21 protein-coding genes are annotated in these 23,862 nt (G+C 63.7%); 12 read left to right on the plus strand and 9 right to left on the minus strand.

Features of this window, described 5'->3' with window-relative positions; translation table 11 throughout:
- The first annotated feature begins 53 nt into the window (after positions 1-53).
- From AM2010_RS04110 to AM2010_RS04120, 3 genes are all read left to right on the plus strand, one after another.
- Positions 54-779 carry a peptidylprolyl isomerase gene (locus tag AM2010_RS04110; RefSeq protein WP_047805992.1) on the plus strand — a complete coding sequence of 242 codons (726 nt, stop codon included), beginning with the start codon at positions 54-56 and terminating at the stop codon, positions 777-779.
- A 77-nt stretch (positions 780-856) separates the two neighbouring features.
- A complete protein-coding gene (gene queA / locus AM2010_RS04115) occupies positions 857-1,885 on the plus strand; it encodes a tRNA preQ1(34) S-adenosylmethionine ribosyltransferase-isomerase QueA (protein WP_047805993.1) in 1,029 nt (342 codons plus the stop codon).
- A gap of 102 nt (positions 1,886-1,987) precedes the next feature.
- The gene (locus tag AM2010_RS04120) at positions 1,988-4,015 is read left to right on the plus strand and encodes a CapA family protein (RefSeq protein ID WP_047805994.1); all 2,028 of its coding nucleotides are present in this window, start codon (positions 1,988-1,990) and stop codon (positions 4,013-4,015) included.
- 12 nt (positions 4,016-4,027) lie between these two features.
- On the opposite strand, the gene AM2010_RS04125 is transcribed toward AM2010_RS04120, so the two are convergent.
- Positions 4,028-4,606, minus strand: a complete 579-nt coding sequence (locus AM2010_RS04125) for a TetR/AcrR family transcriptional regulator (protein WP_047805995.1) — start codon at positions 4,604-4,606, stop codon at positions 4,028-4,030.
- Positions 4,607-4,663: 57 nt separating this feature from the next.
- Between AM2010_RS04125 and AM2010_RS04130 the strand changes: the two genes are divergently transcribed.
- Genes AM2010_RS04130 through tgt form a run of 5 tightly spaced genes read left to right on the plus strand, consistent with a single transcriptional unit; the run spans position 4,664 to position 9,954 of the window.
- Positions 4,664-6,088: an 8'-apo-carotenoid 13,14-cleaving dioxygenase gene (locus AM2010_RS04130; RefSeq protein ID WP_047805996.1), complete on the plus strand. Its 1,425-nt coding sequence runs from the start codon at positions 4,664-4,666 to the stop codon at positions 6,086-6,088.
- Between the two features lie 41 nt (positions 6,089-6,129).
- Entirely contained in the window at positions 6,130-7,083 is a 954-nt protein-coding gene (locus tag AM2010_RS04135; protein WP_236699401.1) for an ABC transporter ATP-binding protein, read from the plus strand.
- Positions 7,080-7,844, plus strand: a complete 765-nt coding sequence (locus AM2010_RS04140; protein WP_047805997.1) for an ABC transporter permease — start codon at positions 7,080-7,082, stop codon at positions 7,842-7,844. The genes AM2010_RS04135 and AM2010_RS04140 overlap by 4 nt, the downstream gene beginning before the upstream one ends.
- Positions 7,841-8,827: a DUF481 domain-containing protein gene (locus tag AM2010_RS04145; RefSeq protein ID WP_150115231.1), complete on the plus strand. Its 987-nt coding sequence runs from the start codon at positions 7,841-7,843 to the stop codon at positions 8,825-8,827. The genes AM2010_RS04140 and AM2010_RS04145 overlap by 4 nt, the downstream gene beginning before the upstream one ends.
- Positions 8,827-9,954, plus strand: coding sequence for a tRNA guanosine(34) transglycosylase Tgt (tgt, locus tag AM2010_RS04150; RefSeq protein WP_047805998.1), 1,128 nt, complete (start codon positions 8,827-8,829; stop codon positions 9,952-9,954). The genes AM2010_RS04145 and tgt overlap by 1 nt, the downstream gene beginning before the upstream one ends.
- Before the next feature lie 113 nt (positions 9,955-10,067).
- Here tgt and rpsD read toward each other — a convergent pair whose 3' ends face one another.
- On the minus strand, positions 10,068-10,682 hold the full coding sequence (gene rpsD / locus AM2010_RS04155) for a 30S ribosomal protein S4 (protein ID WP_047805999.1): 615 nt from the start codon (positions 10,680-10,682) through the stop codon (positions 10,068-10,070).
- 264 nt (positions 10,683-10,946) lie between these two features.
- Between rpsD and AM2010_RS04160 the strand changes: the two genes are divergently transcribed.
- Entirely contained in the window at positions 10,947-11,258 is a 312-nt protein-coding gene (locus AM2010_RS04160) for a chorismate mutase (protein ID WP_047806000.1), read from the plus strand.
- Here AM2010_RS04160 and AM2010_RS04165 read toward each other — a convergent pair whose 3' ends face one another.
- The 7 genes from AM2010_RS04165 to AM2010_RS04195 all read right to left on the minus strand — a co-directional run bounded on the left by AM2010_RS04165 (position 11,259) and on the right by AM2010_RS04195 (position 18,820).
- Complete coding sequence (locus AM2010_RS04165; protein ID WP_047806001.1) at positions 11,259-12,020, minus strand: RNA methyltransferase; 762 nt, start codon at positions 12,018-12,020, stop codon at positions 11,259-11,261. It abuts the gene before it with no gap.
- Positions 12,021-12,497, minus strand: coding sequence for a transcriptional regulator NrdR (nrdR, locus tag AM2010_RS04170; protein WP_047806002.1), 477 nt, complete (start codon positions 12,495-12,497; stop codon positions 12,021-12,023).
- Positions 12,498-12,503: 6 nt separating this feature from the next.
- Positions 12,504-13,814, minus strand: coding sequence for a serine hydroxymethyltransferase (gene glyA, locus AM2010_RS04175; RefSeq protein ID WP_047806003.1), 1,311 nt, complete (start codon positions 13,812-13,814; stop codon positions 12,504-12,506).
- Between the two features lie 8 nt (positions 13,815-13,822).
- Complete coding sequence (gene rpiB / locus AM2010_RS04180; protein ID WP_047807684.1) at positions 13,823-14,260, minus strand: ribose 5-phosphate isomerase B; 438 nt, start codon at positions 14,258-14,260, stop codon at positions 13,823-13,825.
- Positions 14,261-14,350: 90 nt separating this feature from the next.
- On the minus strand, positions 14,351-16,372 hold the full coding sequence (gene rpoD / locus AM2010_RS04185) for an RNA polymerase sigma factor RpoD (protein ID WP_047807685.1): 2,022 nt from the start codon (positions 16,370-16,372) through the stop codon (positions 14,351-14,353).
- 10 nt (positions 16,373-16,382) lie between these two features.
- Complete coding sequence (dnaG, locus tag AM2010_RS04190) at positions 16,383-18,272, minus strand: DNA primase (protein ID WP_047806004.1); 1,890 nt, start codon at positions 18,270-18,272, stop codon at positions 16,383-16,385.
- Positions 18,273-18,367: 95 nt separating this feature from the next.
- A complete protein-coding gene (locus tag AM2010_RS04195) occupies positions 18,368-18,820 on the minus strand; it encodes a GatB/YqeY domain-containing protein (protein WP_047806005.1) in 453 nt (150 codons plus the stop codon).
- Positions 18,821-18,965: 145 nt separating this feature from the next.
- On the opposite strand from AM2010_RS04195, the gene carA reads away from it, so the two are divergent.
- From carA to carB, 3 genes are read left to right on the plus strand one after another with little or no spacing between them, the layout of a single operon-like run.
- Positions 18,966-20,132 carry a glutamine-hydrolyzing carbamoyl-phosphate synthase small subunit gene (carA, locus tag AM2010_RS04200; RefSeq protein ID WP_047806006.1) on the plus strand — a complete coding sequence of 389 codons (1,167 nt, stop codon included), beginning with the start codon at positions 18,966-18,968 and terminating at the stop codon, positions 20,130-20,132.
- Positions 20,129-20,473 carry a hypothetical protein gene (locus AM2010_RS13685; RefSeq protein WP_053043906.1) on the plus strand — a complete coding sequence of 115 codons (345 nt, stop codon included), beginning with the start codon at positions 20,129-20,131 and terminating at the stop codon, positions 20,471-20,473. The genes carA and AM2010_RS13685 overlap by 4 nt, the downstream gene beginning before the upstream one ends.
- On the plus strand, positions 20,473-23,796 hold the full coding sequence (gene carB / locus AM2010_RS04210) for a carbamoyl-phosphate synthase large subunit (protein WP_047806007.1): 3,324 nt from the start codon (positions 20,473-20,475) through the stop codon (positions 23,794-23,796). Before AM2010_RS13685 ends, carB begins: the two co-directional genes overlap by 1 nt.
- The last annotated feature ends 66 nt before the right edge of the window (positions 23,797-23,862 follow it).

Here is a 23,862-nt window from a genome sequence, read left to right on the forward strand (position 1 = left end):
TGGCGGCTGATTTTCTATTTCGACGTCTTTACCATTTCGACCACGGGAATTTCATGTCCAAACGCCTGATTGCCGCCGCAGCCCTGCTGTCGCTGGTCACTGCCCCAACGTTTGCGTCCGCGCAGGAAAGCCCCGCGACGGATGCCGTCGATGTCGAGGGGGAGGCGACAGCAGCCGCTCAGCCCGCGCAGGTCTATCAGCCGATCAATTACGACATTCAGGAAGACCGCGAGAATATTCTCCTGCTCGACCTTTCGACTGGGGAGCGGGTTGCGATCCGCCTGATGCCGAGCTGGGCACCGAACCATGTCGAACGGATCAAGACGCTTGCCCGCCAGGGTTTCTACGACGGTGTGATTTTCCACCGCGTGATCGACGGGTTCATGGCGCAGACCGGCGACCCGACCGGGACGGGGCAGGGCGGGTCGAACCTTCCCGATCTGGATGAAGAGTTCAATCCCATGCCCCACGTTCGCGGCACGGTCGCGATGGCGCGTGCGCAGGACGAAAACAGCGCGAACAGCCAGTTCTTCATCGTCTTCTATCCGCGTTTCGCGCTGGACAAGCGCTATACCAACTTTGGTCGCGTGATCGGGAACATGGGCGCGGTCGACGCCATCGTGCGCGGTGAGCCGCCTGCAAACCCGACCCGGATCCTGCAGGCTTCTATCGCTGCCGACAACAAGGGCCGGCCCGCCGCGCCCGCGCCCTCGGCTCCGCAGGAAGCGATCACCGCCGATATGCTCAGCGCGCCGGTGGAACAGACCGAAGGGCAGTAACGCCGCCATCGGGCAGGGCGTTCGTAGCGTGGCGGCTGGCCCGGCCATGACTAGCCCGCGACGGGATTGATTGCCCTATGCGCATCGACCTTTTCGATTTCGAGCTGCCGCAAGATCTGATCGCGCTGCGCCCCGTCGCGCCGCGCGACACGGCGCGTATGCTGGTGGTGGATGACGAGAAGGACTTCGCCGATCGTATCGTGCGCGATCTGCCCGATATTCTCGCACCTGGCGACGTACTGGTTTTCAACGACACGCGGGTCATTCCCGCTCAGCTGGAGGGGCAGCGCGGCGATGCACGGATCGGTGCGACGCTGCACAAGCGGATCGACTTGCGCCGCTGGCAGGCCTTCGTGCGCAATGCCAAGCGCTGCCGCCCTGGCGACCGGGTGGAATTCGGGGGCGGCGTCACCGCACTTGTCGAAGGGCGCGGCGAGGATGGCAGCATTACCTTCGCTTTCGAAGGGGAGGAACCGGTCGAGGTCTTGCTGGAGCGTGCAGGGCGGATGCCGCTGCCGCCCTATATTGCAGGCAAGCGGCCGGCGGACGAGCGTGACGAGCGGGATTATCAGACCATGTTTGCCGCGCGGGATGGCGCAGTTGCCGCGCCGACGGCCGCGCTTCACTTTACGCCCGAACTGATCGCGGCGCTGGATGCGCGCGGTGTCGCCCGCGAAACGCTGACGCTGCACGTGGGCGCGGGGACGTTCCTGCCGGTCAAGGTCGACGATACCGACGATCACCGGATGCACAGCGAATGGGGCCGGATCGATGCCGCCACCGCCGATCGGCTGAACGCCGCCCGCCAGCGGGGCGGACGCGTGATCGCAGTGGGCACCACCAGCCTGCGGCTGCTGGAAAGCGCGGCGGGGGCGGATGGGGTGATCCGCCCGTTCGAAGGCGACACCGCGATTTTCATCACGCCCGGATATACCTTCCGCGCGATCGATGGGCTGATGACCAATTTTCACCTTCCGAAATCGACGCTGTTCATGCTGGTCAGCGCGCTGATGGGGCGCGAACGGATGCGGGCCGTCTATACCCAGGCGATAGAGCGGAAATACCGTTTCTACAGCTATGGTGATAGCAGTCTCCTCTTGCCCTGAGGGAGCGGGGCGCGGCAAGCCCGCCAAGGGGGGGAACGATCCATGCAGTCGCTGCGATTATCGGTATTTCTGGCGCTTGGCGCGTCCCTGTGCGCGGGACCTGTGGCCGCTTCGGATACTGCCCCTGCGGTGGAGGCGGAAGCTGTTGTCGCCGCCCACGGTGTGGTCGTTTCGGCTGACGACGGCGCGCCGCTGGCCGGGGTGACGGTAACTGTTGGTGGGCAGAGCGCGCGCACCGACAGCAGGGGCCGATACCGGATCGAAGTGCCTGCAAGCCCTCTCTACACGGTGCGAGTTTCAGGGGCGGGCCATTATCCGGCAGACCATGCCTTCGCGCGCCACGAACTGGCGGTGGAGGCAGGCACGTTGCGCATTCCCCCCGTGCAGCTGGTGGAGCGGCGGGCCGACCGGCAGCTGTTCGTGTTCGGCGGCGATGTCATGGGCGGGCGCCGCTATGAAACGCCGCTGGAGGGGGAGCGCCGGCTGGTTCACGATGCCAATCGGCGAGAGGACATGCGGGCCCTGCTGGATGTCATGGCCCCCACCTTGCGCGCGGCCGATCTGGCCAGCGTCAATCTGGAAATTACGCTTTCCGCACGCGAACTGACGACGGCGGCACCCAAATCCTACGTGTTCTACGCCCATCCCGAGCTGGCCGAGACGCTGGCCTGGGCCGGCGTCGATTATGCTGCGCAAGGCAACAACCACGTTTACGACTATCTCGATCAGGGCTTGGCGGACACGCTGGCGGCTGTGGCGGCGGCGGGTCTAGGGTACTCGGGGGCAGGCTTCGACCGTGCGGCGGCGATTGCCCCCTGGCGCACGCAAGTCGGCGGCACCGACTGGTCGTTCCTGAGCTTCGTCGGCTGGGAAGGGCGCGCCCAGCCGAACCAGGTGGCCGAAGATGCCAAGGGCGGCGCGGCGCTGGGCGACGATGCAACGATCGTCGAAACGGTTCAGGCCGAAAGCTCCGCTAACCGGTCGGTGGTTGTCCAGTATCACGGCAGCCGGGAATATTCGCCCGAACCGACGGAAGAGAGCCGGCGGCGAATGTTCGCGGCAATCGACGCCGGGGCCGATCTGGTCATCGGACACCATCCCCACGTCCTCCAGGGGTTCGAATTTCATCGTGGCCAGCTGATCGCCTATTCGCTCGGCAACTTCCTGTTCGACCAGTACATCCATGAAACGCAGGCGAGCATGTTGCTCAAGGTGTGGATGGATGGCAGCCGCTTCGCGCGGGCGGAGATCGTGCCGATCGACGTGCGCGACTACCGCCCGGTCCCCGCCGTCGCCGGGATGCGCGACGCGGTGCTGCGGCGCCTGCGCGCGCTTTCCGGGCCGCGCGGTGTTCGGATCGAGGATATGGCCGGCCACGGCATCATCGCCGCCGCCGCTGCGCCGAACGCTGCAACGCCGCCGGCCATGACGCTGATGGCTGCGCCCGATGCCGCGAGTGTCGTGGTTCCCGCATCCGCTCTGGCCGCGGGTTTTCCGGCGGAGGCGCGTGACGATGCCGGGCGGCAGCTATCTTTCGGCCGGGACCTGCTGTGGCGCGGAGATTTCGAAAGCCACGAAGGGTTCGCCGCGTATGACCGCAGCTGGACTTTCGATGGCGGTGAGGGCGCTCTGGACCGCGACGCGCACGCCGGCGATCACGCCTTGCGCATCGTCCCGGCAGCCAACAGCGTGACCATGGCGCAGCGGATTGCCCTGCGCGATCTCGACAAGGCGCCTGTAACGGTCGGCGGCATCCTGTCGGGCGAGGGGACGCGGCTGACGCTGCAATACCGCCTGAGGCTCGACGGAGAAAAGGCCTTCTCCGAATGGCAGAATGGCGGCACGATCACCGCCGCGGGGCCAGGCTGGCAACGGTTCGCTTTCGATATTCCGCAGCCATCTGCCGACCCGACGCGGTTCAATATCCGTTTCGTCGCGGACTGGCCCGGCAACGCCCGCCGACCGTTCCTGCTCGACGATCTGAAGGTCATCAGTTGGGAAAATGGCGAAGGCGCGAGCGGTGTGATCCCGGGTTTGCGCAAGTACGTTCGCTTGCCAGCAACCGGACCCGATCCGCAATCGATAACGGTCCACTTTCAGCCCTGGCAGCGGGCAGACAGCGCCGATTAGCGAAGTCACCGATCAGCGCGGATTGGCGCTGGGAAAAAAGGTTTCCGGGGCGATCACGGTGTCGATTAAAGCTTCGTCGGCCGGCAATCGTCCGTCGAGCATCAGCATCGCGAGCCCGTGGACGATTGACCAGGCCTGCAACGCCAGGCGATCGGCCGCTGCGCCTTCACCCCCCGCCAGCGTGATCGTGCTGCGTTTCAGCAAGTCCCACGCAGGATCGGACTTGCCCGCATGTGCTGCGCCGGCCTTGCCGTGCGCGAAGACCAAGCGAAACAGCGCTGGATTGGCAAGCGCGAAGCGGACATAGGCTCTGCCGGTTGCGGCAAACCCGGCCCGGTCGCCGCCCGCCGCAGCATAAGCCTCAGCCTGCGCGGCGCCGAGCCTCGTCAGCCCTGCGTCCCCCAACGCGGCGAGCAGGGCATCCTTGTTCGGAAAATGGCGATAGACCGCGGTTGGAGAGACGCCCACTTCGCGCGCCAGTTCACGCAGCGAGATCGCGCTGCCTTCCGCCGCTTCCAGTGCGCGCAACCCGGCTTCGACCAGCGCCTCGCGCAGGGCGCCGTGGTGGTATGACGATTCCGATGTTGACACTGATTACATAACCGATATGTTGACGCTGCTCACATTTGCTAGCGATCGGAGTATGGCATGACAAGCGTTCTGGAGAAAACCATTCGCGGCGCGGTGACGGCGGGGATTGGAAAGATCGCCGATATCCGCAGGACCGGCCTGGATGCCGAAAATCCGTTCACCACCGGGCTTCATGCACCGATGGATGCCGAGCTGACTCTGGACGATCTGCCCGTTACCGGCTCGATCCCGCCCGAACTGGATGGCCGCTATGTTCGCATCGGCCCGAACCCCAAGTTTGCCGACCCGCGCGGCCACCACTGGTTTGTGGGCGATGGGATGGTGCACGGCGTGCGCCTGTCGGGCGGCAGGGCCGAGTGGTACCGCAATCGCTACGTTCGGTCGCGCGCGCTGGAAGATGCCTCGGGCCTGGCTGCCGCGCCGGGACCGCGCAGGGGCATGGGCGACAACGTCAACACCAACGTAATCGCTTTCGGATCGCGCATTCTGGCGCTGGTGGAAGCGGGGTCTTACCCGGCGGAGCTTTCCGGCGATCTGGAAACGGTGGCCTACAGCGATTTCGGGGGCGGGCTGGCGGGATCGTTCACGGCCCATCCGCACCGCGATCCGGCCACGGGCGAGTATCACGCGATCTGTTACGACGCAGGCAATCCGGGGCAGATAACCCATGTCGTGCTCGACCCCACAGGCAAAGTGGTGCGGGAACTGCCCATCCCTGTCGAGCATGGTCCCTCGATCCACGATTGTGCGCTGACCCCATCGTATGTGGTCATTTTCGATCTGCCCGTAACCTTTTCCATGAAAGCGCTGATCGCCGGCCACCGTTTCCCCTATCGCTGGAATCCGTCGCACCGTGCCCGGGTGGGGCTGTTGCCGCGAAACGGCGAGGCCGATGCAATCACCTGGCACGAAGTGGACCCGGCCTATCTTTTCCATGTTGCGAACAGTTTCGAGGATGAACGCGGCCGCGTCGTGGTCGACTGTTGCGTGTACGAAACGATGTTCGACGGGCCGATGGCGGGGCCTTTCGGGCGAAACCTGGGGCTGGAGCGGTGGACCATCGACCCGGCCGGCGGGCGTGTCGGGCGCCGGGTGCTAAGCGCCGAGCCGCAGGAATTCCCCCGGCCTGACGAACGTTTCTTCACCCGGCCTCATCGCTATGTCTGGACGGTCGGCCTTCCCGACGACGCGAGCGCGGAATTCTTTGCGGCCGCTCCGCTCTATCGCCACGATCTTGCGGATGGGGCCGCGGTATCCCGGTCGTTTGGCGAAAATGCGGTACCCGGCGAATTCGTATTCGTGCCGGGCGGATCGGATGCGGAGGAAGGCGATGGCTGGGTGATGGGCTTCGTCATCGACCGCGACAAGCGCATGACGGACTTGGCCATTCTGGATGCGACCACGCTGCAAGATGTCGCCAGAGTCCACATTCCGCACGTCGTTCCGCCAGGTTTTCACGGGAACTGGATGCCGACCGTTTAGCACTTGGCAATTGGCGGGAAGGCGGCGATTGTCCGCCACCTATGGAAACGATTCACGAACCCATCCTCGACATCAGCGGACTGACCAAGGTCTATTCCGGCGGCCTGAAGGCTCTCGACAATGTCGATCTGACCATTCGGCGGGGGGAGATCTTCGCGCTGCTCGGCCCCAACGGGGCCGGCAAGACCACGCTCATCGGCGCGGTTTGCGGGATGGTGCGGATCAGTTCCGGCACCATCCGCGCTTTCGGAGAGGATCTGGCAGGCAACTGGCGGACTGCACGGCAGAGGATCGGGCTGGTCCCGCAAGAACTCGGCCTGGACATGTTCGATACGGTGGAGCGCCAGATCGGCTATTCGCGCGGGCTGTTCGGCCGAGGACCCGATCCGGCACGGATCGAGGAGGTTCTGCGTTCGCTCAGCCTGTGGGACAAGCGGAACGAGGAAATCCGCAAGCTTTCGGGCGGAATGAAGCGCCGCGTGCTGATTGCCAAGGCGCTGGCCCACGATCCGGAACTGCTGTTCCTGGACGAGCCGACCGCCGGGGTCGATGTGGAACTGCGGCGCGACATGTGGCGACAGATTGACAGCCTGCGCGAACAGGGCGTCACGGTGATCCTGACCACCCATTATATCGAGGAAGCGGAAGAAATGGCCGATCGCGTGGGCGTGATCGACAAGGGTCGCCTGCTGCTGGTCGACGAAAAGGAAGCGATGATGAAAAGGCTCGGCCGGACGGAGGCGCATTTCATTCTCGCCAGCCCGATCGATCGGATACCCGATGCCCTGGGGGCTTTCCCGGTCACCCTGGCCGACGACGGTGCAACGCTGTGTTATCGCGGCGGTGACGGCACCGGGAAAGGCAAGGCCGAAGTGGCGGAGATTGCAACCGCGCTGGTCCACAGCGGGGTGGCGTTCACCGCCCTGGAACAGAAGGAATCGAGCCTGGAAGACATTTTCGTCGATCTGGTCGAACGGCAGGGGCTTGCAGCATGATCAATTGGCGTTCCACGCTCGCGATCTACCGCAACGAGCTTGCCCGTTTCCGGCGCACCATATTCGGTTCGATCGTCTCGCCGGTCCTGACCACCAGCCTCTATTTCATCGTGTTCGGTGCCGCCATCGGCGGGCGCATTTCCGAAGTCGGCGGGGTCGATTACGGGGCCTTCATCGTTCCCGGACTGCTGATGCTGACGCTGCTGTCCGAAAGCACGAGCAATGCGAGCTTCGGCATCTATATGCCCAAGTTCACAGGGGCGATCTATGAACTGCTGTCTGCCCCGGTCGGGGTGGCGGAAACGCTGTTGGGGTTCGTCGGGGCTGCTGCAACCAAGAGCCTGATCCTTGCCGCGATCATCCTGGCGACCGCCACACTGTTCGTCGACTATTCGATTGCCCATCCGGTCTTCGCGCTGTTCTATATCATGCTGGTCGCGGCCAGTTTCTCTCTGCTCGGCTTCATCCTTGGTGTCTGGGCCGAAGGATTCGAGAAACTGCAGATGGTGCCCCTGCTGATCCTGACTCCGCTCACTTTCCTGGGCGGTACGTTCTATTCGATCGATATGCTGCCTTCGCCCTGGGACAAGGTCGCCCTTGCCAATCCGATCGTCTATCTCGTCAACGGGCTGCGCTGGACGTTCTACGGCGATTCCGATGTGTCGATCGGGATCTCTTTCGGCCTCACGCTGGGCTTCCTCGCAATTTGCGTGGCAGTCATCGCAGTAATCTTCCGCACGGGCTGGCGCCTCAGGACATGACGCGCTACCTCGCTGGCGTCATGCCGAAGACACCGTTTCCGCTGATCGCAGCCGGCGCTGCATTCCTGACGCTTGCGATGCCGTCCCCCGCCCAGGCCGAATTGCCGGAAGGGGTGCGCGCGATGATCGAGGCAGCGATGGAAACCGGCGATGCCGGCAAGATCAGGACCGTCCTCGCGCTGGCCCGTCAGACCAACCCTGATGGCGCGGAGGAGATCGACGCGATCGAGAACGGGTGGAAAACCCAGCGGGCCGAAGCTGCCCGGCTCGCGCGCGAGGAAAAGGCGCGAAAGATCAGAGAAGCGGGCCTGTTCGATCTCTGGAGCGGGGAAGGGCAGCTCGGCGGATTTGAATCGAGCGGCAACAGCAACAATATCGGCCTGTCGGCGGGCCTCAAGCTCAAGCGTCAGGGCGAGGACTGGAGCCATTCGCTGCGGGCTACTGCGGACTACCAGCGCTCCAACGGTGTCACCAGCCGCGAACAGTTTCTGCTGGCCTACGAACCTCGTTACGAGATCAACGACGAGTTGTTTTTCTATGGCCTCGCCCAGTACGAGCGTAACGCGCTCCAGGGCTATACCGGTCGTTATGCGGTTTCTGGCGGCGTCGGCTATCAGGTCGCGAACAACGACGATCTAAAATTGTCGGTCAAGGCCGGCCCGGCATTGCGGCTGACCGATTTCGAAGAAGGGGACGACGAAACGCGCCTTGCGGCCCTGTTCGGCTTCGATTTCGATTGGCAGATCGCCGAACGGCTGGCGTTCACGCAGGATGCCAACATGGTCGCCGAAACCGGCGGCGCGGCGACGGTGATCGTCGATTCCACGCGAACCACGTTCAACCTCGTCACCGGACTGGACGCCAAAGTCAGCGACCGGCTTCGTTCGCGCGTAACCTATGCCGTCGATTACGACAGCAAGCCGCCGGCGGGTAAGGTCTCGACCGATACGATCACCCGGCTGACTCTCGTTTACGACTTCTGATGGCTGCGCCCCGATTTGCATTCCGGGTCGACGCCGTCGACGACAAGGCGCGCACGGGTGCGATCGCCATGCGTCGGGGAGAGATCCGCACGCCGGCCTTCATGCCGGTCGGAACGGCGGCCACCGTGAAGGCGATGAAGCCGGAAACGGTACGGACGACCGGGGCGGATATCCTGCTCGGCAATACATACCATCTCATGCTGCGACCTGGGGCGGAGCGCGTGGCGCGCCTTGGCGGCCTGCACGCCTTCATGAACTGGGACCGCCCGATTCTCACCGACAGCGGCGGCTATCAGGTGATGAGCCTGGCCGCTCTGCGCAAGCTGGACGAGGATGGGGTGCAGTTCCGCAGTCATATCGACGGCGCACGCCACATGCTTTCGCCCGAACGGTCGATGGAAATCCAGCGCTTGCTGGGTTCGGATATCGTCATGGCGTTCGACGAATGCCCCCGCGCCGATCGCCCGAGGGACGAGATTGCGGCGTCGATGGAACTTTCTATGCGCTGGGCACGGCGCAGCCGGGATGCGTTCGACAGCGGCGGGGAACACGCCGAAGGGGCCGCGCTGTTCGGCATTCAGCAGGGTGCCCTGGACGAGGACCTGCGCCGAGTTTCGGCCGAAAAGCTGATCGACATCGGCTTCGACGGCTACGCGGTGGGCGGCCTGGCCGTCGGCGAAGGGCAGGAGGCGATGTTCGCAACGCTCGACTTCGCGCCCGACATGCTGCCGCAGGATCGCCCGCGCTATCTGATGGGTGTCGGCAAACCCGATGATCTCGTCGGGGCGGTGGAGCGCGGGATCGACATGTTCGACTGCGTCCTGCCCACACGCTCCGGCCGTAACGGGCAGGCGTTTACGTGGAACGGCCCGCTGAACCTGCGAAACGCGCGCCATGCCGAAGACACCGCACCGCTCGACGAACGATGCAAATGCTCAGTTTGCGCAAGCTATTCGCGGGCCTACCTCCACCACCTGCACAAGGCGGGTGAAATCCTCGGCGCGATGCTGACCACGGAACACAACCTGGCCTTCTATCAACAATTGATGGAAGCCATGCGCCAGGCGATCGCAACGCACAGCTTCACCCAGTTCGCCATCGATTTCCGCCGGGACTATTTGCGCTAACTTGAGATAGTGGCGGCCGAGGCAAGGGGCGGTCTTTCCGACAATCTGCAGACCCGAACGAAAAAGGGCGGCCCCGCTGGACCGCCCTTTTTCTTGTAACGCCGATTTGCGGATCAGCGCGAGTAGAATTCGACCACCAGGTTCGGTTCCATCGTTACCGGGTAAGGCACTTCGTCGAGCGTGGGGACGCGCGTGAAGGTTACCTTGTCGGTGCCGTCGGGGGCCACGTAATCGGGAATGTCACGCTCGGGCAAGCTCTGAGCTTCGATAACCAGCGCCATTTCCTTGGCCTTGTCGCCCAGGCTGATGATGTCGCCGACGTTGATGCGGCGGCTCGCGATGTTGCACTTCACGCCGTTCACGCGAATGTGACCGTGGCTGACGATCTGTCGTGCGGCGAAGATCGTCGGGGCGAACTTGGCGCGATAGACGACCATGTCCAGACGCTGTTCGAGCAGGCCGATCAGGTTCTGGCTGGTGTCGCCCTTCATCCGCGAGGCCTGCTGATAAGTGGCCTTGAACTGCTTTTCCGTCACGTCGCCGTAGTAGCCCTTCAGCTTCTGCTTGGCGCGAAGCTGAAGACCGAAGTCGCTCATCTTGCCCTTGCGGCGCTGACCGTGCTGGCCGGGGCCATAGGAACGCTTGTTGACCGGAGAGTTCGGACGACCCCAGATGTTTTCGCCCATCCGGCGGTCGAGTTTGTACTTGGCGCTTTTGCGCTTCGACATATGTCGTGTCCTTCGATTTGCTGGATCGCCCCCCGCACCGACCATCGGGGCGGGGCCGACCATTGAACCCGGCATCGCACCGCCTGAGCAAATTATCTCAGGCGCGGCCGCCGCTTCACCGGGATGCGGAGCCAATTCGCGAAGGCGCGCCATTAGCAGGATGGGGAGTGCGGTCAAGAGGGAGATCGGGCGTCCACCGCCCATGCGCCTGCCGTTTGCCATAGACGCTCGACAACGGGAAGAGCGCAGGGCAGGGCGCTGCCTATGACTGATACGTTCAAACACCCCGATGCCTGCACCGACATGGGCGAGGTGCGCGAGGGCGTCGATGCCACCGACCGCGAACTGATGATCCTGCTTTCGAGGCGTTTCGGCTATATGCGGGCCGCCGCGCGGATCAAGGAAGCGCGCGACGCCGTTCGTGATGAGGCGCGCAAGCAGGCGGTCGTTTCCGCTGCCGCCGAGGACGCGGCATCGCGCGGGCTCCCGGCTGAAGCGATTGCGGAAATCTGGGACCGGCTCGTCGAAAGTTCGATCGCCTACGAGCTCGACGAATGGGATCGGCTGCGCAGCTAGCTAGTCGCGCGGCGGCCTGGCGAGGCTCGACAGGACACCCCGCATCGTGCGCACTTCCAGGTGGTTCCAGCCGGGTTTGGTCAACATGGAACGCAGGGTCCGCCGCGTGGCCGCGGCCCGGCTTTCGGGAAGAAAATAGCCGCGCGGCGCCAGCATGTTTTCCAGCTGGCCGATCATGCCCTCCAACTCCTCCTGCGGGGCAGGAGGGAGGCTTTCTTCATCCGTAGGCTGCACCAGGGTTCCGCGCTCGCCCTGGGTTTTCGACCATTCGTAGGCGCAGAGAATCACCGCCTGGGCAAGGTTGAGCGAGCCGAATTCAGGATTGATCGGAACGGTCAGAATTGCGCGGGCCAGTGCCACGTCATCGGTTTCGAGGCCGGATCGTTCAGGGCCGAACACGATGGCAGAACGGCCACGGGCCGCAGCGATCTCCCCCGCAGCTTCTGCAGGCGTTACCACGGGTTTGGTCACGCCGCGCTTGCGCACCGTCGTCGCATAAACGTGCGCGCAATCGGCGACGGCGTCGGCCAGAGATTCATGGACGCTTGCTTGTTCCAGCACGATATCGGCGCCGGCTGCTGCCGGTCCGGCCGCCGGATTGGGCCAGCCGTCGCGAGGCGTCACCAGTCGCATTTCGGTCAGGCCGAAATTAAGCATCGCCCGCGCGGCCTTACCGATATTTTCGCCCAGTTGCGGGCGGACCAGCACGATGACGGGGCGCTCGTGCCCCTCGCCGGAATCGTTCGGGTGGGAGGGTGCCACTCAGTCGCCGCCCGCGTCTTGCGCGCCGGCATCGTGGATCGAGCTGGCGAATTCCTCGAAATCGCGTGCTTCGCTGAAATCGCGATAGACGCTGGCAAAGCGTATGTAGGCCACACTGTCTATCTGGCGCAGCCCCTCCATCACCAGTTCGCCGATCCTGGTGGAGGGCACTTCGCTTTCCCCCGCGGTTTCGACCTGGCGCTGAATGCCGGAAACGAGCTGATCGATCCGCTCCTGCTCGATCCCGCGCTTGCGGCAGGCAAGGGCGACCGAGTGTTCGAGCTTCGACCGGTCGAAGGTTTCGCGCCGCTCCCCGCTCTTGACGATCGTAACTTCGCGCAGCTGCACGCGCTCGAACGTGGTGAAACGCGCGCCGCAGCTGGTGCACTGGCGCCGCCGGCGGATGGCCGAGCCGTCCTCTGCCGGGCGGCTGTCCTTTACCTGGCTGTCGTCATGCGCGCAGAAGGGGCATCGCATCGCGCATCACATCCCCGGATAGACGGGGAAGGCTTCGCACAGCTCGTTCACCTTGCCGCGAACGCGCTCCTCGATCTGGGCGTCGCCTTCCGGGCCGTTCTTGGCCAGGCCGTCCACGACTTCGGCAATCAGTTCGCCGACCTTGCGGAATTCCGCCGGGCCGAAGCCCCGCGTCGTGCCAGCGGGCGAGCCGAGGCGCACGCCGCTGGTGACGAAGGGACTGCGGGTATCGAACGGGATGCCGTTCTTGTTACAGGTCAGCCAAGCGCGATCGAGGCCCTTTTCCGCGGCCTTGCCGGTCACGTCCTTGGCCGTGAGATCGACCAGCATCAGGTGATTGTCCGTCCCGCCCGAAACGATCCGCAGGCCGTTTTCCTCCAGGCTGGCGGCAAGCGCGCGGGCGTTTTCGACCACGCTGCTGGCATAGGCCTTGAACTCGGGGCGCAGGGCCTCGCGGAAGGCGACGGCCTTGGCCGCGACGACGTGCATCAGGGGGCCGCCCTGCATGCCCGGAAAGACCGCGCTGTTGACCTTCTTCGCAATGCCTTCGTCGTTGGTTAGCACCACGCCCGAACGCGGGCCGCGCAGGCTCTTGTGCGTGGTCGTGGTCACGACATGGGCGTGGGGGAAGGGGGAAGGGTGCGCGCCGCCGGCGACGAGGCCGGAGAAATGCGACATGTCCACCAGCAGCCAGGCGCCGACCGCATCGGCGATTTCGCGGAACTTCGCGAAGTCCCACTGGCGCGAATAGGCCGTGCCGCCGGCGATGATGAGCTTCGGCTTGTGTTCGTGCGCGAGCCGTTCGACCTGCTCCATGTCGAGCAACTCGTCGTCCTTGCGCACGCCGTAGGGCACGACATTGAACCACTTGCCGCTCATGTTGACCGGCGATCCGTGGGTGAGGTGGCCGCCGGAATTGAGATCCAGCCCCATGAAGGTATCGCCCGGCTCCAGCAGGGCCAGGAACACCGCCTGGTTCATCTGGCTGCCGCTGTTCGGCTGAACATTGGCAAAGTCGCAGCCGAACAGCTCTTTCGCGCGTTCGATCGCCAGGCCTTCGACGACATCGGCATATTCGCAGCCGCCGTAATAGCGCTTGCCCGGATAGCCTTCGGCATACTTGTTGGTGAACACGCTGCCGGTCGCTTCCAGCACGGCGCGGCTGGCGATGTTCTCGCTCGCGATCAGCTCGATCTTGGTGCGCTGACGCCCCAGTTCGTCTTCGATCGCCTGGGCGATCTCGGGATCGGCTTCGGCAAGGCTGTCGTGCCAGAAGTTGCGCATGATATCGGCATCGGAAGCGGTCGCAGTGGTCATCGGCGTTCTCAGCAGCTTGGATTGGAAAGTTTGTCGACGCGGCGCTGGTGGCGCCCGCCGCCGAAATCGGTGCCGATGAAGGCCGCTACGCAGGCCTTTGCCTGCTCGATCCCGATCAGCCGGGCACCCAGCGCGATCACGTTGGCATCGTTGTGCTCGCGGGCAAGCTGGGCGGACAGCGGTTCCGATACCAGAGCGCAGCGGGCGCCCGGATTGCGGTTGGCGGCGATCGAGATGCCTATCCCGGACCCGCACAACGCGATCCCGCGCTCCGCAGTGCCTTCGGCAACGACCGCGGCCAGCTTGTAGCCGAAATCGGGGTAATCGACGCTGTCGTGGCTGTCGGGTCCGAGGTCGGCGACCTCGTGGCCTTCCTCTATCAACCATTCACGCAAGGCGGCCTTCATGTCGATGGCCGCGTGGTCAGAAGCTATCGCGATACGCATGGCCGGCCCCATAAGACTTTCGGCCGCACTGCGCCACCCGCAAAGCGATAGTTGTCCCGAGTTCAGTCGGCCATGCTGGCCGCGATGTCGCTACTGGTCGAGGAACGACCGCATCTTGCGGCTGCGGCTCGGGTGCTTGAGCTTGCGGAGCGCCTTGGCCTCGATCTGGCGGATACGTTCGCGCGTCACGGAGAACTGCTGGCCGACTTCCTCCAGCGTGTGATCGGTGTTCATCCCGATGCCGAAGCGCATGCGCAGCACGCGCTCTTCACGCGGGGTGAGGCTGGCGAGTACGCGGGTGACGGTTTCCTTCAGATTCGCCTGAATCGCGGCATCGACCGGAATAATCGCGTTCTTGTCCTCGATGAAATCGCCCAGGTGCGAATCTTCCTCGTCGCCGATCGGGGTTTCGAGGCTGATCGGCTCCTTGGCGATTTTCATCACCTTGCGGACTTTTTCCAGCGGCATGGAGAGGCGTTCCGCCATCTCTTCCGGGGTCGGCTCGCGGCCCTGTTCATGCAGGAACTGGCGGCTGGTCCGCACCAGTTTGTTGATCGTTTCGATCATGTGGACCGGGATGCGGATGGTACGTGCCTGATCGGCGATCGAGCGGGTAATTGCCTGCCTGATCCACCAGGTGGCGTAAGTGCTGAACTTGTAGCCGCGGCGGTATTCGAACTTGTCGACCGCCTTCATCAGACCGATGTTCCCTTCCTGAATGAGGTCGAGGAACTGCAGCCCGCGGTTGGTGTATTTCTTGGCGATCGAGATCACGAGGCGAAGGTTCGCCTCGACCATTTCCTTCTTGGCGATACGCGCTTCGCGCTCGCCCTTCTGCACCATATTCACGATGCGGCGGAATTCATCCAGGCTCATGCCCGTCTGGCTGGCGATGTCCGAAATCTCTGCCCGAATACGTTCGACGGCTTCGCCTTCGCGTTCGGCGAAAGCGGCCCATTTCTTGTCCTTCTTCGTGCGTTCTTTCAGCCAGGAATCGTCAAGTTCGTTGCCGATATAGGCCTTCAGGAAATCGATACGCTTGATCTTGTGCCGTTCCGCCAGGCGCAGCATCTGGCCGCCCAGCGCGGTCAGCCGGCGGTTGAAGGCATAAAGGTTGTCGACCAGGAACTCGATCTTGGTCGCGTGGAACTGCACGCTTTCAACCTCGGCAGTGAGGTCTTCGCGCAGCTTTTCGTATTTCTTTTCTTTCGAAGCCGGGAAATCCTCGCCCCGGCCGAGTGTATCGACCCGATCCGCCTGGATCCGTTCGAACTTCTTGAACAGATCGGTGATCCGGGCGAACCGTTCGATCGCGTCGGGCTTCAGCGCAGCTTCCATCTGCGCGAGCGACATCGTGTTGTCTTCTTCATCGTCGTCGTCATCGTCGCGCTGACGCGAATTTTCGCCGTCCTCGTCGCTCTCGTCGCCGTCTTCGTCGCTGTCGTCATCGTCGCGGATCGAGGGGCCGGCAGTCTCTTCCGAGATTTCGCCGTCGTCGTCCTCAGCGCCTTCCTCCATCTTGTCGGCGGGCGGTTCCTTGGACAGCATGGCATCGAGATCGAGGATCTCGCGCAATTGCATTTCTTCGCTGTTGAGCGCTTCGGACCACTGAATGATGGCGTGGAAGGTGATCGGGCTTTCGCACAGGCCGATGATCATCGTGTCGCGACCCGCCTCGATCCGCTTGGCAATCGCGATTTCGCCTTCGCGGCTCAGCAGTTCGACCGCGCCCATTTCGCGCAGGTACATCCGCACGGGGTCGTCGGTGCGGTCGGTGGTCGTGGTCTTCTTGGCTGCCGCAGTGGCGGTCTTCTTGGCCGGCTTGGCGCTGTCGGCATCGCCGGCGATTTCCTCGACCTCGCTTTCCGCGTCGGCTTCCGCTTCGGCCTCTTCGTCGTTTTCGACGATATTGACGCCCATTTCGGAGATCGCGGACATCACATCCTCGATCTGGTCGGTCGTCATCTGATCCTGCGGCAGCGCTTCGTTGAGTTCGTCAACGGTTACGTACCCACGCTTCTTCGCGCGGGTAATGAGCTTCTTGATCGACGCTTCGTTGAGGTCGATCAGCGGAGCATCATCGGTTTCGGAATTCTTGGACTTGGTTGCCATGAAGGTGCGTTCAATCCGTGTCTGCGCCATTGGCGGGCCCTGTTTCCCCCCGACGCGTTGAATCAGCTTGGGCCGCCGAAGCAGCCCGTCGGCTCGACATCTGCCCTAGTCGCCGCTCGAATTCCAGCTTTCGTTTGAGCAATCTCTGTTGCTCGACGAAAGCTCCTTCCGGATCGGTTTCGAACCGCGCTGTAGCTGCGGCGAGCGCAGCCTCCAGCGCAGGTCGTTCGACCAGCAGCGCCACGGCTTCGGCCAACTGTTCGCGCGCGACTTGCGGATCGGTGCCTTGTCCGAGAAAGGCGAAACGGGTGTTATCCGGCGGCGCGATGGGGCCATCGAGAGATGATATGGGCAAATTTTCGCCTGGTTCAAGCATTTCGACCGCTTCCAGCACCGCATCGACCGCCGGGCCGGCCTTTGGATCGAGCTGAACGAACCGGCCGAGCTGTTCGGCATGCCGCAGCGCCTCGTCCGGAAAACGCATCAGACCGGCAATGACAGCGGCGACCAGTTGATCGCGAGATCCGGCCTGCGCGCCGCGCAGACGCTGTGCCGCTTCCGGCGAAAGGCGCGGGATCGCCGGCTTGCGCCAGTCGCCGCCCTGGCGCCCCCGTGGCGAGGGCGCAGTGCGTTCGCGGCGCGGGAAGGCGAAGGCGGAAAACCGTTCGAGCAACTCGCGCTTGTACAGCGCGCGGATGTCGGGATGATCGATCCGTTCCACGTGGTCGAGCAGCCGCTGCTTCAGCCCCGCCTTGTCTTCCGGGGTTTCCAGGGGCTGCGCGGCGCGTTCGAAATCCCATAGTGTGTCGAGCAGGGTCGCGGGTGTGTCGAGCAGCTTTTCCATCGCGCGCGGCCCCTGCTGACGCAACAGGTCGTCAGGATCCAGACCCGCAGGCAGGCGCACGATGGCAAGCGAATGGGCCGGGCGGAGCAGGGGGAGGGCACGCACGATCGCGCGCATGGCGGCCCGCTGTCCGGCAGCATCGCCGTCAAAACACAGGACGGGGGTTTCGACCATCCGCCAGAGCAGTTCGATCTGCTGTTCCGTCAGCGCAGTTCCCAGCGGAGCCACGGCATCTTCGAAACCGTGCGCGGCCAGCGCGATCGCGTCCATATATCCTTCGACCACGATCAGCCGCCCCGTCTGGCGCGAAGCGGGGCCGGCGCGGTGGAGGTTGTAGAGCGTGCGCCCCTTGTCGAACAGCGCAGTGTCGGGGGAATTGAGATACTTTGGCGCGTTGGTATCGCTGTCCAGAATGCGCCCGCCAAACGCGATCACTCGCCCCCGGGCATCGTGGATGGGCAGCATCAGTCGAGAGCGGAACCGGTCGTAGGGATCGCGATCGTCGACTTCGATCCGCAGGCCGGCTTCGACCAGCAGGCTTTCATCGAACTGCGAAAGCGCGCCTTTCAATGCCTGGCGTTCGGCTGGTGCATATCCGAAACCGAACCGTTCCACCGTGCGGGCGTTGAAGCCGCGGGATTGCAGATACTCGCGGGCCTTGGTGCCCCCGGCTCCGGCCAGATTGGCGGCGAACCAGTCCTGCGCGGCCTGCATTACGTCGTGCAGTCCGGCCCGTTCCTGCGCCCGCTGGGCGGCGCGGGGATCGGGTGCAGGCACCTCCATCCCCGCTTCGGCGGCGAGTTCCTTCACCGCATCCATGAACGACAGCCCGCGCTGGTCCGTCATCCAGCGAATGGCATCGCCATGCGCGCCGCAGCCGAAGCAGTGATAGAAGCCCTTCTCGTCGCTGACGGTGAAGCTGGGCGACTTCTCGTCATGGAACGGGCAGCAGGCTTTCCATTCGCGCCCCGCGCGCTGGAGCTTGGTCGTGCGCATGATCACGCTCGAAAGCGTTATGCGCGTTCGCAGCTCGTCCAGCCATTGGGGTGATAACACTGCTCTATCCGATATTGTCTCGCGTCGTGATTACACGGAACCTGCGCGGGAAGGGAGTCGGCGCCCGCCGCTCCCCCACAACGGCGAGGTGTGGGTTAGGCCAGGGCCCCTTTCACCCAGCCGCTCGCCTTCGCCATGTCCAGCGTCGCGCCGTGGCGAGATTTGAGTTCCGCCATGACGCGGCCCATATCCTTGATGGACGTGGCCCCGAGGTCGGCCTTGACGGATTCGATCGCGGCCATCGTCTGCGCCTCGTCCATCGTCTGGGGCAGGAATTCCTCGATCACCACCAGTTCGTCACGTTCCTGCTGGGCCAGTTCGTCGCGGCCGCCATCTTCATACATCTGGATCGATTCGCGCCGCTGCTTGGCCATCTTCTGAAGGACTTCGATCACCAGATCGTCGTCACCGACATCCTTGCCGCTGGTGCGCTGTTCGATGTCGCGGTCCTTGATCTTGGCGGCAATCAGGCGGAGCGCGGCGGTGCGCTGCTTCTCGCCGGCCTTCATCGCCTGAACGGTGGCCTGTTTGATGTCATCGCGGATCATGGGGAGCATCTTTCTGTCGTAAAGTTGGATTGATGCGCGCTTTACCCCGATATTTCGTACTTGGACAGGTTGACGGGCACCGCAGCTGAGCCTAGCGGCTGGGACTTAGCGACATTGCCGGAAATCAACCAACTCGGAGCGCCCAATGGCAGACCCCGTTAACACGCCTGCGCAACCTAAAGGAGCGACCGGCGTACTGGTTTTAGCCGACGGGACGATCGTCTGGGGCAGGGGCTTCGGGGCCAGCGGCAGCGCAGTGGGCGAAGTCTGCTTCAACACCGCGATGACCGGTTATCAGGAAGTGATGACCGACCCCTCCTATGCAGGGCAGATCGTCACTTTCACGTTCCCGCATATCGGCAATGTCGGCGCGAACGCGGAAGACATCGAATCGAAGGTTGAAGGGGCCGTGGGCTGCATCGTTCGCGAGGAAGTGACCCCGCATTCGAACTTCCGCGCCCGCGAACAGTTCGGCGAATGGCTGGCGGCGCAGGGCAAGATCGGCCTGTCGGGCGTCGATACCCGCGCGCTCACCCGCCGTATCCGCCTGAACGGTGCGCCCAATGCAGTGATCGCGCACGATCCCGATGGCCGGTTCGACCTGCCTGCCCTGCTGAAGCGCGCGCAGGAATGGCCCGGGCTGAACGGCATGGACCTCGCCCAGCGGGTCAGCCGCGAGAAGCAGGAAAGCTGGGAAGGCGGATACTGGCGGCTCGGCACCGGCTATGGCCGCTCGCCGCGCGACGAGGCACGCCCTCACGTGGTAGCGATCGATTACGGCAGCAAGGACAATATCTTCCGCAACCTGGTGAAGGCCGGCGCGCGGGTGACGGTGGTGCCGGCGAAGACTTCGCTCGACGACGTGCTCGCGCTTTCGCCGCAGGGCGTGTTCCTTTCAAACGGCCCGGGCGACCCGGCGGCGACCGGCGAATACGCGGTGCCGGTAATCAAGGGCCTGCTGGAACGCGACGTGCCGATCTTCGGCATCTGTCTCGGCCATCAGATGCTGGCGCTGGCCGCCGGTGGGAAAACGGCCAAGATGCACCAGGGCCACCGGGGCGCGAACCACCCGGTCAAGCGGCTGGACGATGGCGTGGTCGAGATCACCAGCATGAACCACGGCTTCGCGGTCGACAACACCGCGCTGCCCGAAGGGGTCGAGGAAACCCACGTCAGCCTGTTCGACGGCAGCAACTGCGGCATCGCGATTAAGGGCAAGAAAGCCTTCGGCGTGCAATACCACCCCGAGGCAAGCCCGGGCCCGCAGGACAGCTTCTACCTGTTCGAGAAATTCGTGGGGATGTTGGGGTGATCGATGAGGTGGTCTGGGCCGGGCTAGAGAAGGCCAAAGCACACAAGGACTTTGAATCCGGCAGTTGGCTCACATTTTATCTTGCCGGACAGCCGGAAAACCTGCGTAAATCGTTCCCGGAGTTGAAACTGATGAATGCCGAGAACCTTGATGGCGAGGAGGGCGGTTTTCTTTATCCCAAGATTCCTGTCGAGCTGGAGCGATCTGATATTGAAGAGAAAATCATGAAAGTTTGCTCGATCGCTGATCGACTTGGACTCAATAATTCAATTATCGATCTGGATGCCTGTCCGGAAGTTGAGCAATCAAAATTCTTCACCCTTTGGACGGCAGCCAACTAATGCCCAAACGCACTGACATCTCCTCGATCCTCGTGATCGGCGCCGGGCCGATCATCATCGGTCAGGCCTGCGAGTTCGATTATTCGGGCACGCAGGCGATCAAGGCGTTGAAGGAGGAGGGCTACCGCGTCATCCTCGTCAACTCCAACCCGGCGACGATCATGACCGATCCCGAGTTCGCCGACGCGACGTATGTCGAGCCGATCACGCCCGAGATCGTCGAGAAGATCATCGCGAAGGAAAAGCCCGACGCGCTGCTGCCGACGATGGGCGGGCAGACCGCGCTCAACTGCGCGCTGGCGCTGTTCAATGACGGCACGCTGGAGAAATACGGCGTCCAGATGATCGGTGCCGATGCTGATGCGATCGACAAGGCGGAGAACCGCCAGCGCTTCCGCGAGGCGATGGACAAGATCGGGCTCGAAAGCGCGCGCAGCGGCGTCGCCAATACGCTGGAGGAGGCTTTCGCGGTGCTGGAACGCACCGGCCTGCCTTCTATCATCCGGCCCAGTTTTACGCTGGGCGGAACCGGCGGCGGCATTGCCTACAACAAGGCGGAATTCGAGCGGATCGTGCGCGAAGGGCTCGACGCATCGCCGACCACAGAGGTTCTGATCGAAGAATCGCTGCTGGGGTGGAAGGAATACGAGATGGAAGTCGTGCGCGACCGCGCCGACAATGCCATCATCATCTGTTCGATCGAAAACGTCGATCCGATGGGCGTCCATACCGGGGACAGCATTACCGTCGCCCCCGCGCTGACCCTGACGGACAAGGAATATCAGATCATGCGCAGCGCCAGCATCGCTGTGTTGCGCGAAATCGGCGTAGAAACCGGCGGGTCGAACGTACAGTTCGCGGTCAACCCGGAAGACGGGCGCCTGATCGTGATCGAGATGAACCCGCGCGTCTCCCGCTCCTCCGCACTCGCGTCGAAGGCCACCGGCTTCCCCATCGCGCGCGTCGCGGCGAAGCTGGCGGTCGGGTACACGCTGGACGAGATCACCAACGAGATCACGGGCGCGACGCCGGCCAGCTTCGAGCCGACGATCGACTATGTCGTAACCAAGATCCCCCGCTTCGCATTCGAGAAGTTCAAGGGCGCGAAGACCGAGCTTTCGACCGCAATGAAATCGGTCGGCGAAGTGATGGCGATCGGTCGCAACTTCCAGGAATCGATGCAGAAGGCACTGCGCGGGCTCGAAACCGGGCTGGACGGGTTCGACGGTGTGTCCGAACTGGAAGGCGCCGACCGCGAGGCGATCACGACCGTGCTCAGCCGCCGCACGCATGATCGCCTGCTGAAAGTCGCCCAGGCGATGCGCGAAGGCTTCTCGGTCGAGGATATTCAGGCGATCACCGGATACGATCCGTGGTTCCTGCGCCAGATTGCCGAGATCGTCGCGGCCGAAAAGGACGTGAGCGAAAACGGGCTGCCGCTGGAGGCGGAAGCGCTGCACCGTCTGAAGGCGATGGGCTTTTCCGATCGCCGCCTGGCCACGCTTGCCGTGCGATCGGTCGGTGTTGCCGGCGGGCTGGCGGAGACGCAGGCCACGCGTTCGGGCCTGCTGCACGATACCGTGCGCGCGATGGCCGGCGCCACCAGCGAGGAAGAAGTCCGCAAGCTGCGCCGCAAGCTGGGCGTCCTGCCGGTGTTCAAGCGGATCGATTCCTGCGCAGCCGAGTTCGAGGCGGTGACGCCGTACATGTATTCGACTTACGAAAAGCCGAGCTTTGGCGAGGCTGAGGACGAAGCATGGCCGAGCGACCGGCGCAAGATCGTGATCCTGGGCGGCGGGCCGAACCGGATCGGGCAGGGGATCGAATTCGATTACTGCTGCGTTCACGCCTGTTTCGCGCTGAACGAAGCCGGTTACGAAACGATCATGGTCAACTGCAACCCGGAGACGGTGAGCACGGATTACGACACTTCCGACCGCCTCTATTTCGAACCGCTCACGGCGGAAGACGTGCTGGAAATCCTGCGGGTCGAACAACAGAACGGCGAACTGGTCGGCGTTATCGTCCAGTTCGGCGGTCAGACCCCGCTGAAGCTGGCACAGGCGCTGGAGGATGAAGGCATCCCCATCCTGGGCACCAGCCCCGACGCGATCGATCTGGCCGAAGACCGCGAACGCTTTGCCAAGCTGGTCAACCAGCTGAAGCTGAAGCAGCCGCTTAACGGCATTGCCAAGAGCCGTGACGAGGCCGCTGCGGTGGCCGCCCGCATCGGCTATCCCGTGCTGCTGCGCCCCAGCTACGTCCTCGGTGGCCGCGCGATGGAGATCGTCGACAGCGAGGCGCAGCTGGACGACTATATCGCCACTGCCGTCCATGTGTCGGGCGACAGCCCGGTTCTGGTCGATCAGTATCTGCGCGATGCGATCGAGTGCGATGTCGATGCCCTGTGCGATGGTGAGGAAGTGCGCATCGCCGGGGTCATGCAGCATATCGAGGAGGCAGGCGTCCACTCGGGCGACAGCGCCTGCACGTTGCCCCCTTATTCGCTGCCGCCTGAAATCGTCGAAGAAATGGAGCGTCAGGCCGAAGCGCTTGCCAGGGCGTTGCAGGTCGTGGGCCTGATGAACGTCCAGTTCGCGGTGAAGGATGGCGAGGTCTATCTGATCGAGGTCAATCCGCGGGCCAGCCGGACCGTGCCGTTCGTTGCCAAAGCGATTGGCCAGCCGGTTGCGAAGATCGCATCGCGCGTAATGGCCGGGGAACCGCTGTCGTCGTTCCCGCCCTTCCGCCGCAGCTTCGACTATATGGCGGTGAAGGAGGCGGTGTTCCCCTTCACCCGCTTCCCCGGGTCGGACCCGATTCTGACGCCGGAAATGCGCTCTACCGGCGAAGTCATGGGGATCGATCGCGATTTCCCCGCCGCGTTCTTCAAATCGCAGCTGGGTGCTGGTGCGCGGCTGCCCGAAGGCGGCACGGTGTTCGTTTCGGTCAAGGATAGCGACAAGGCGATCATCCTGCCCGCGGTTCAATCGCTGATCGACCAGGGTTTCAGCGTGATCGCGACGGCCGGCACGCAAGCCTATCTGGCGGAGCAGGGGCTGCCTGTCGAACGGGTCAACAAGGTTGCGCAGGGCCAGCCCCACATCGTGGACCGCATGATCGACGGGAACGTGTCGCTGGTGTTCAATACCACGGAGGGATGGCAGAGCCTGATCGATTCAAAATCGATCCGTGCCACGGCGCTGGAAATGAAGATCCCCTACTACACGACCGCGGCTGCATCGCTGGCAACGGCGAAGGCGATTAGCACCGTGCGGGCGAGCCAGCTTGAAGTACGGCCGTTGCAAGACTATTATAGCTGAAACAACCCGCGTTCTTTCCCGAACATTCCGCCCGCTTAGCCGCCGCCTCCCGACGGAGGGGCAGAG

The organism is Pelagerythrobacter marensis, assembly GCF_001028625.1.
Taxonomy (GTDB): domain Bacteria; phylum Pseudomonadota; class Alphaproteobacteria; order Sphingomonadales; family Sphingomonadaceae; genus Pelagerythrobacter; species Pelagerythrobacter marensis.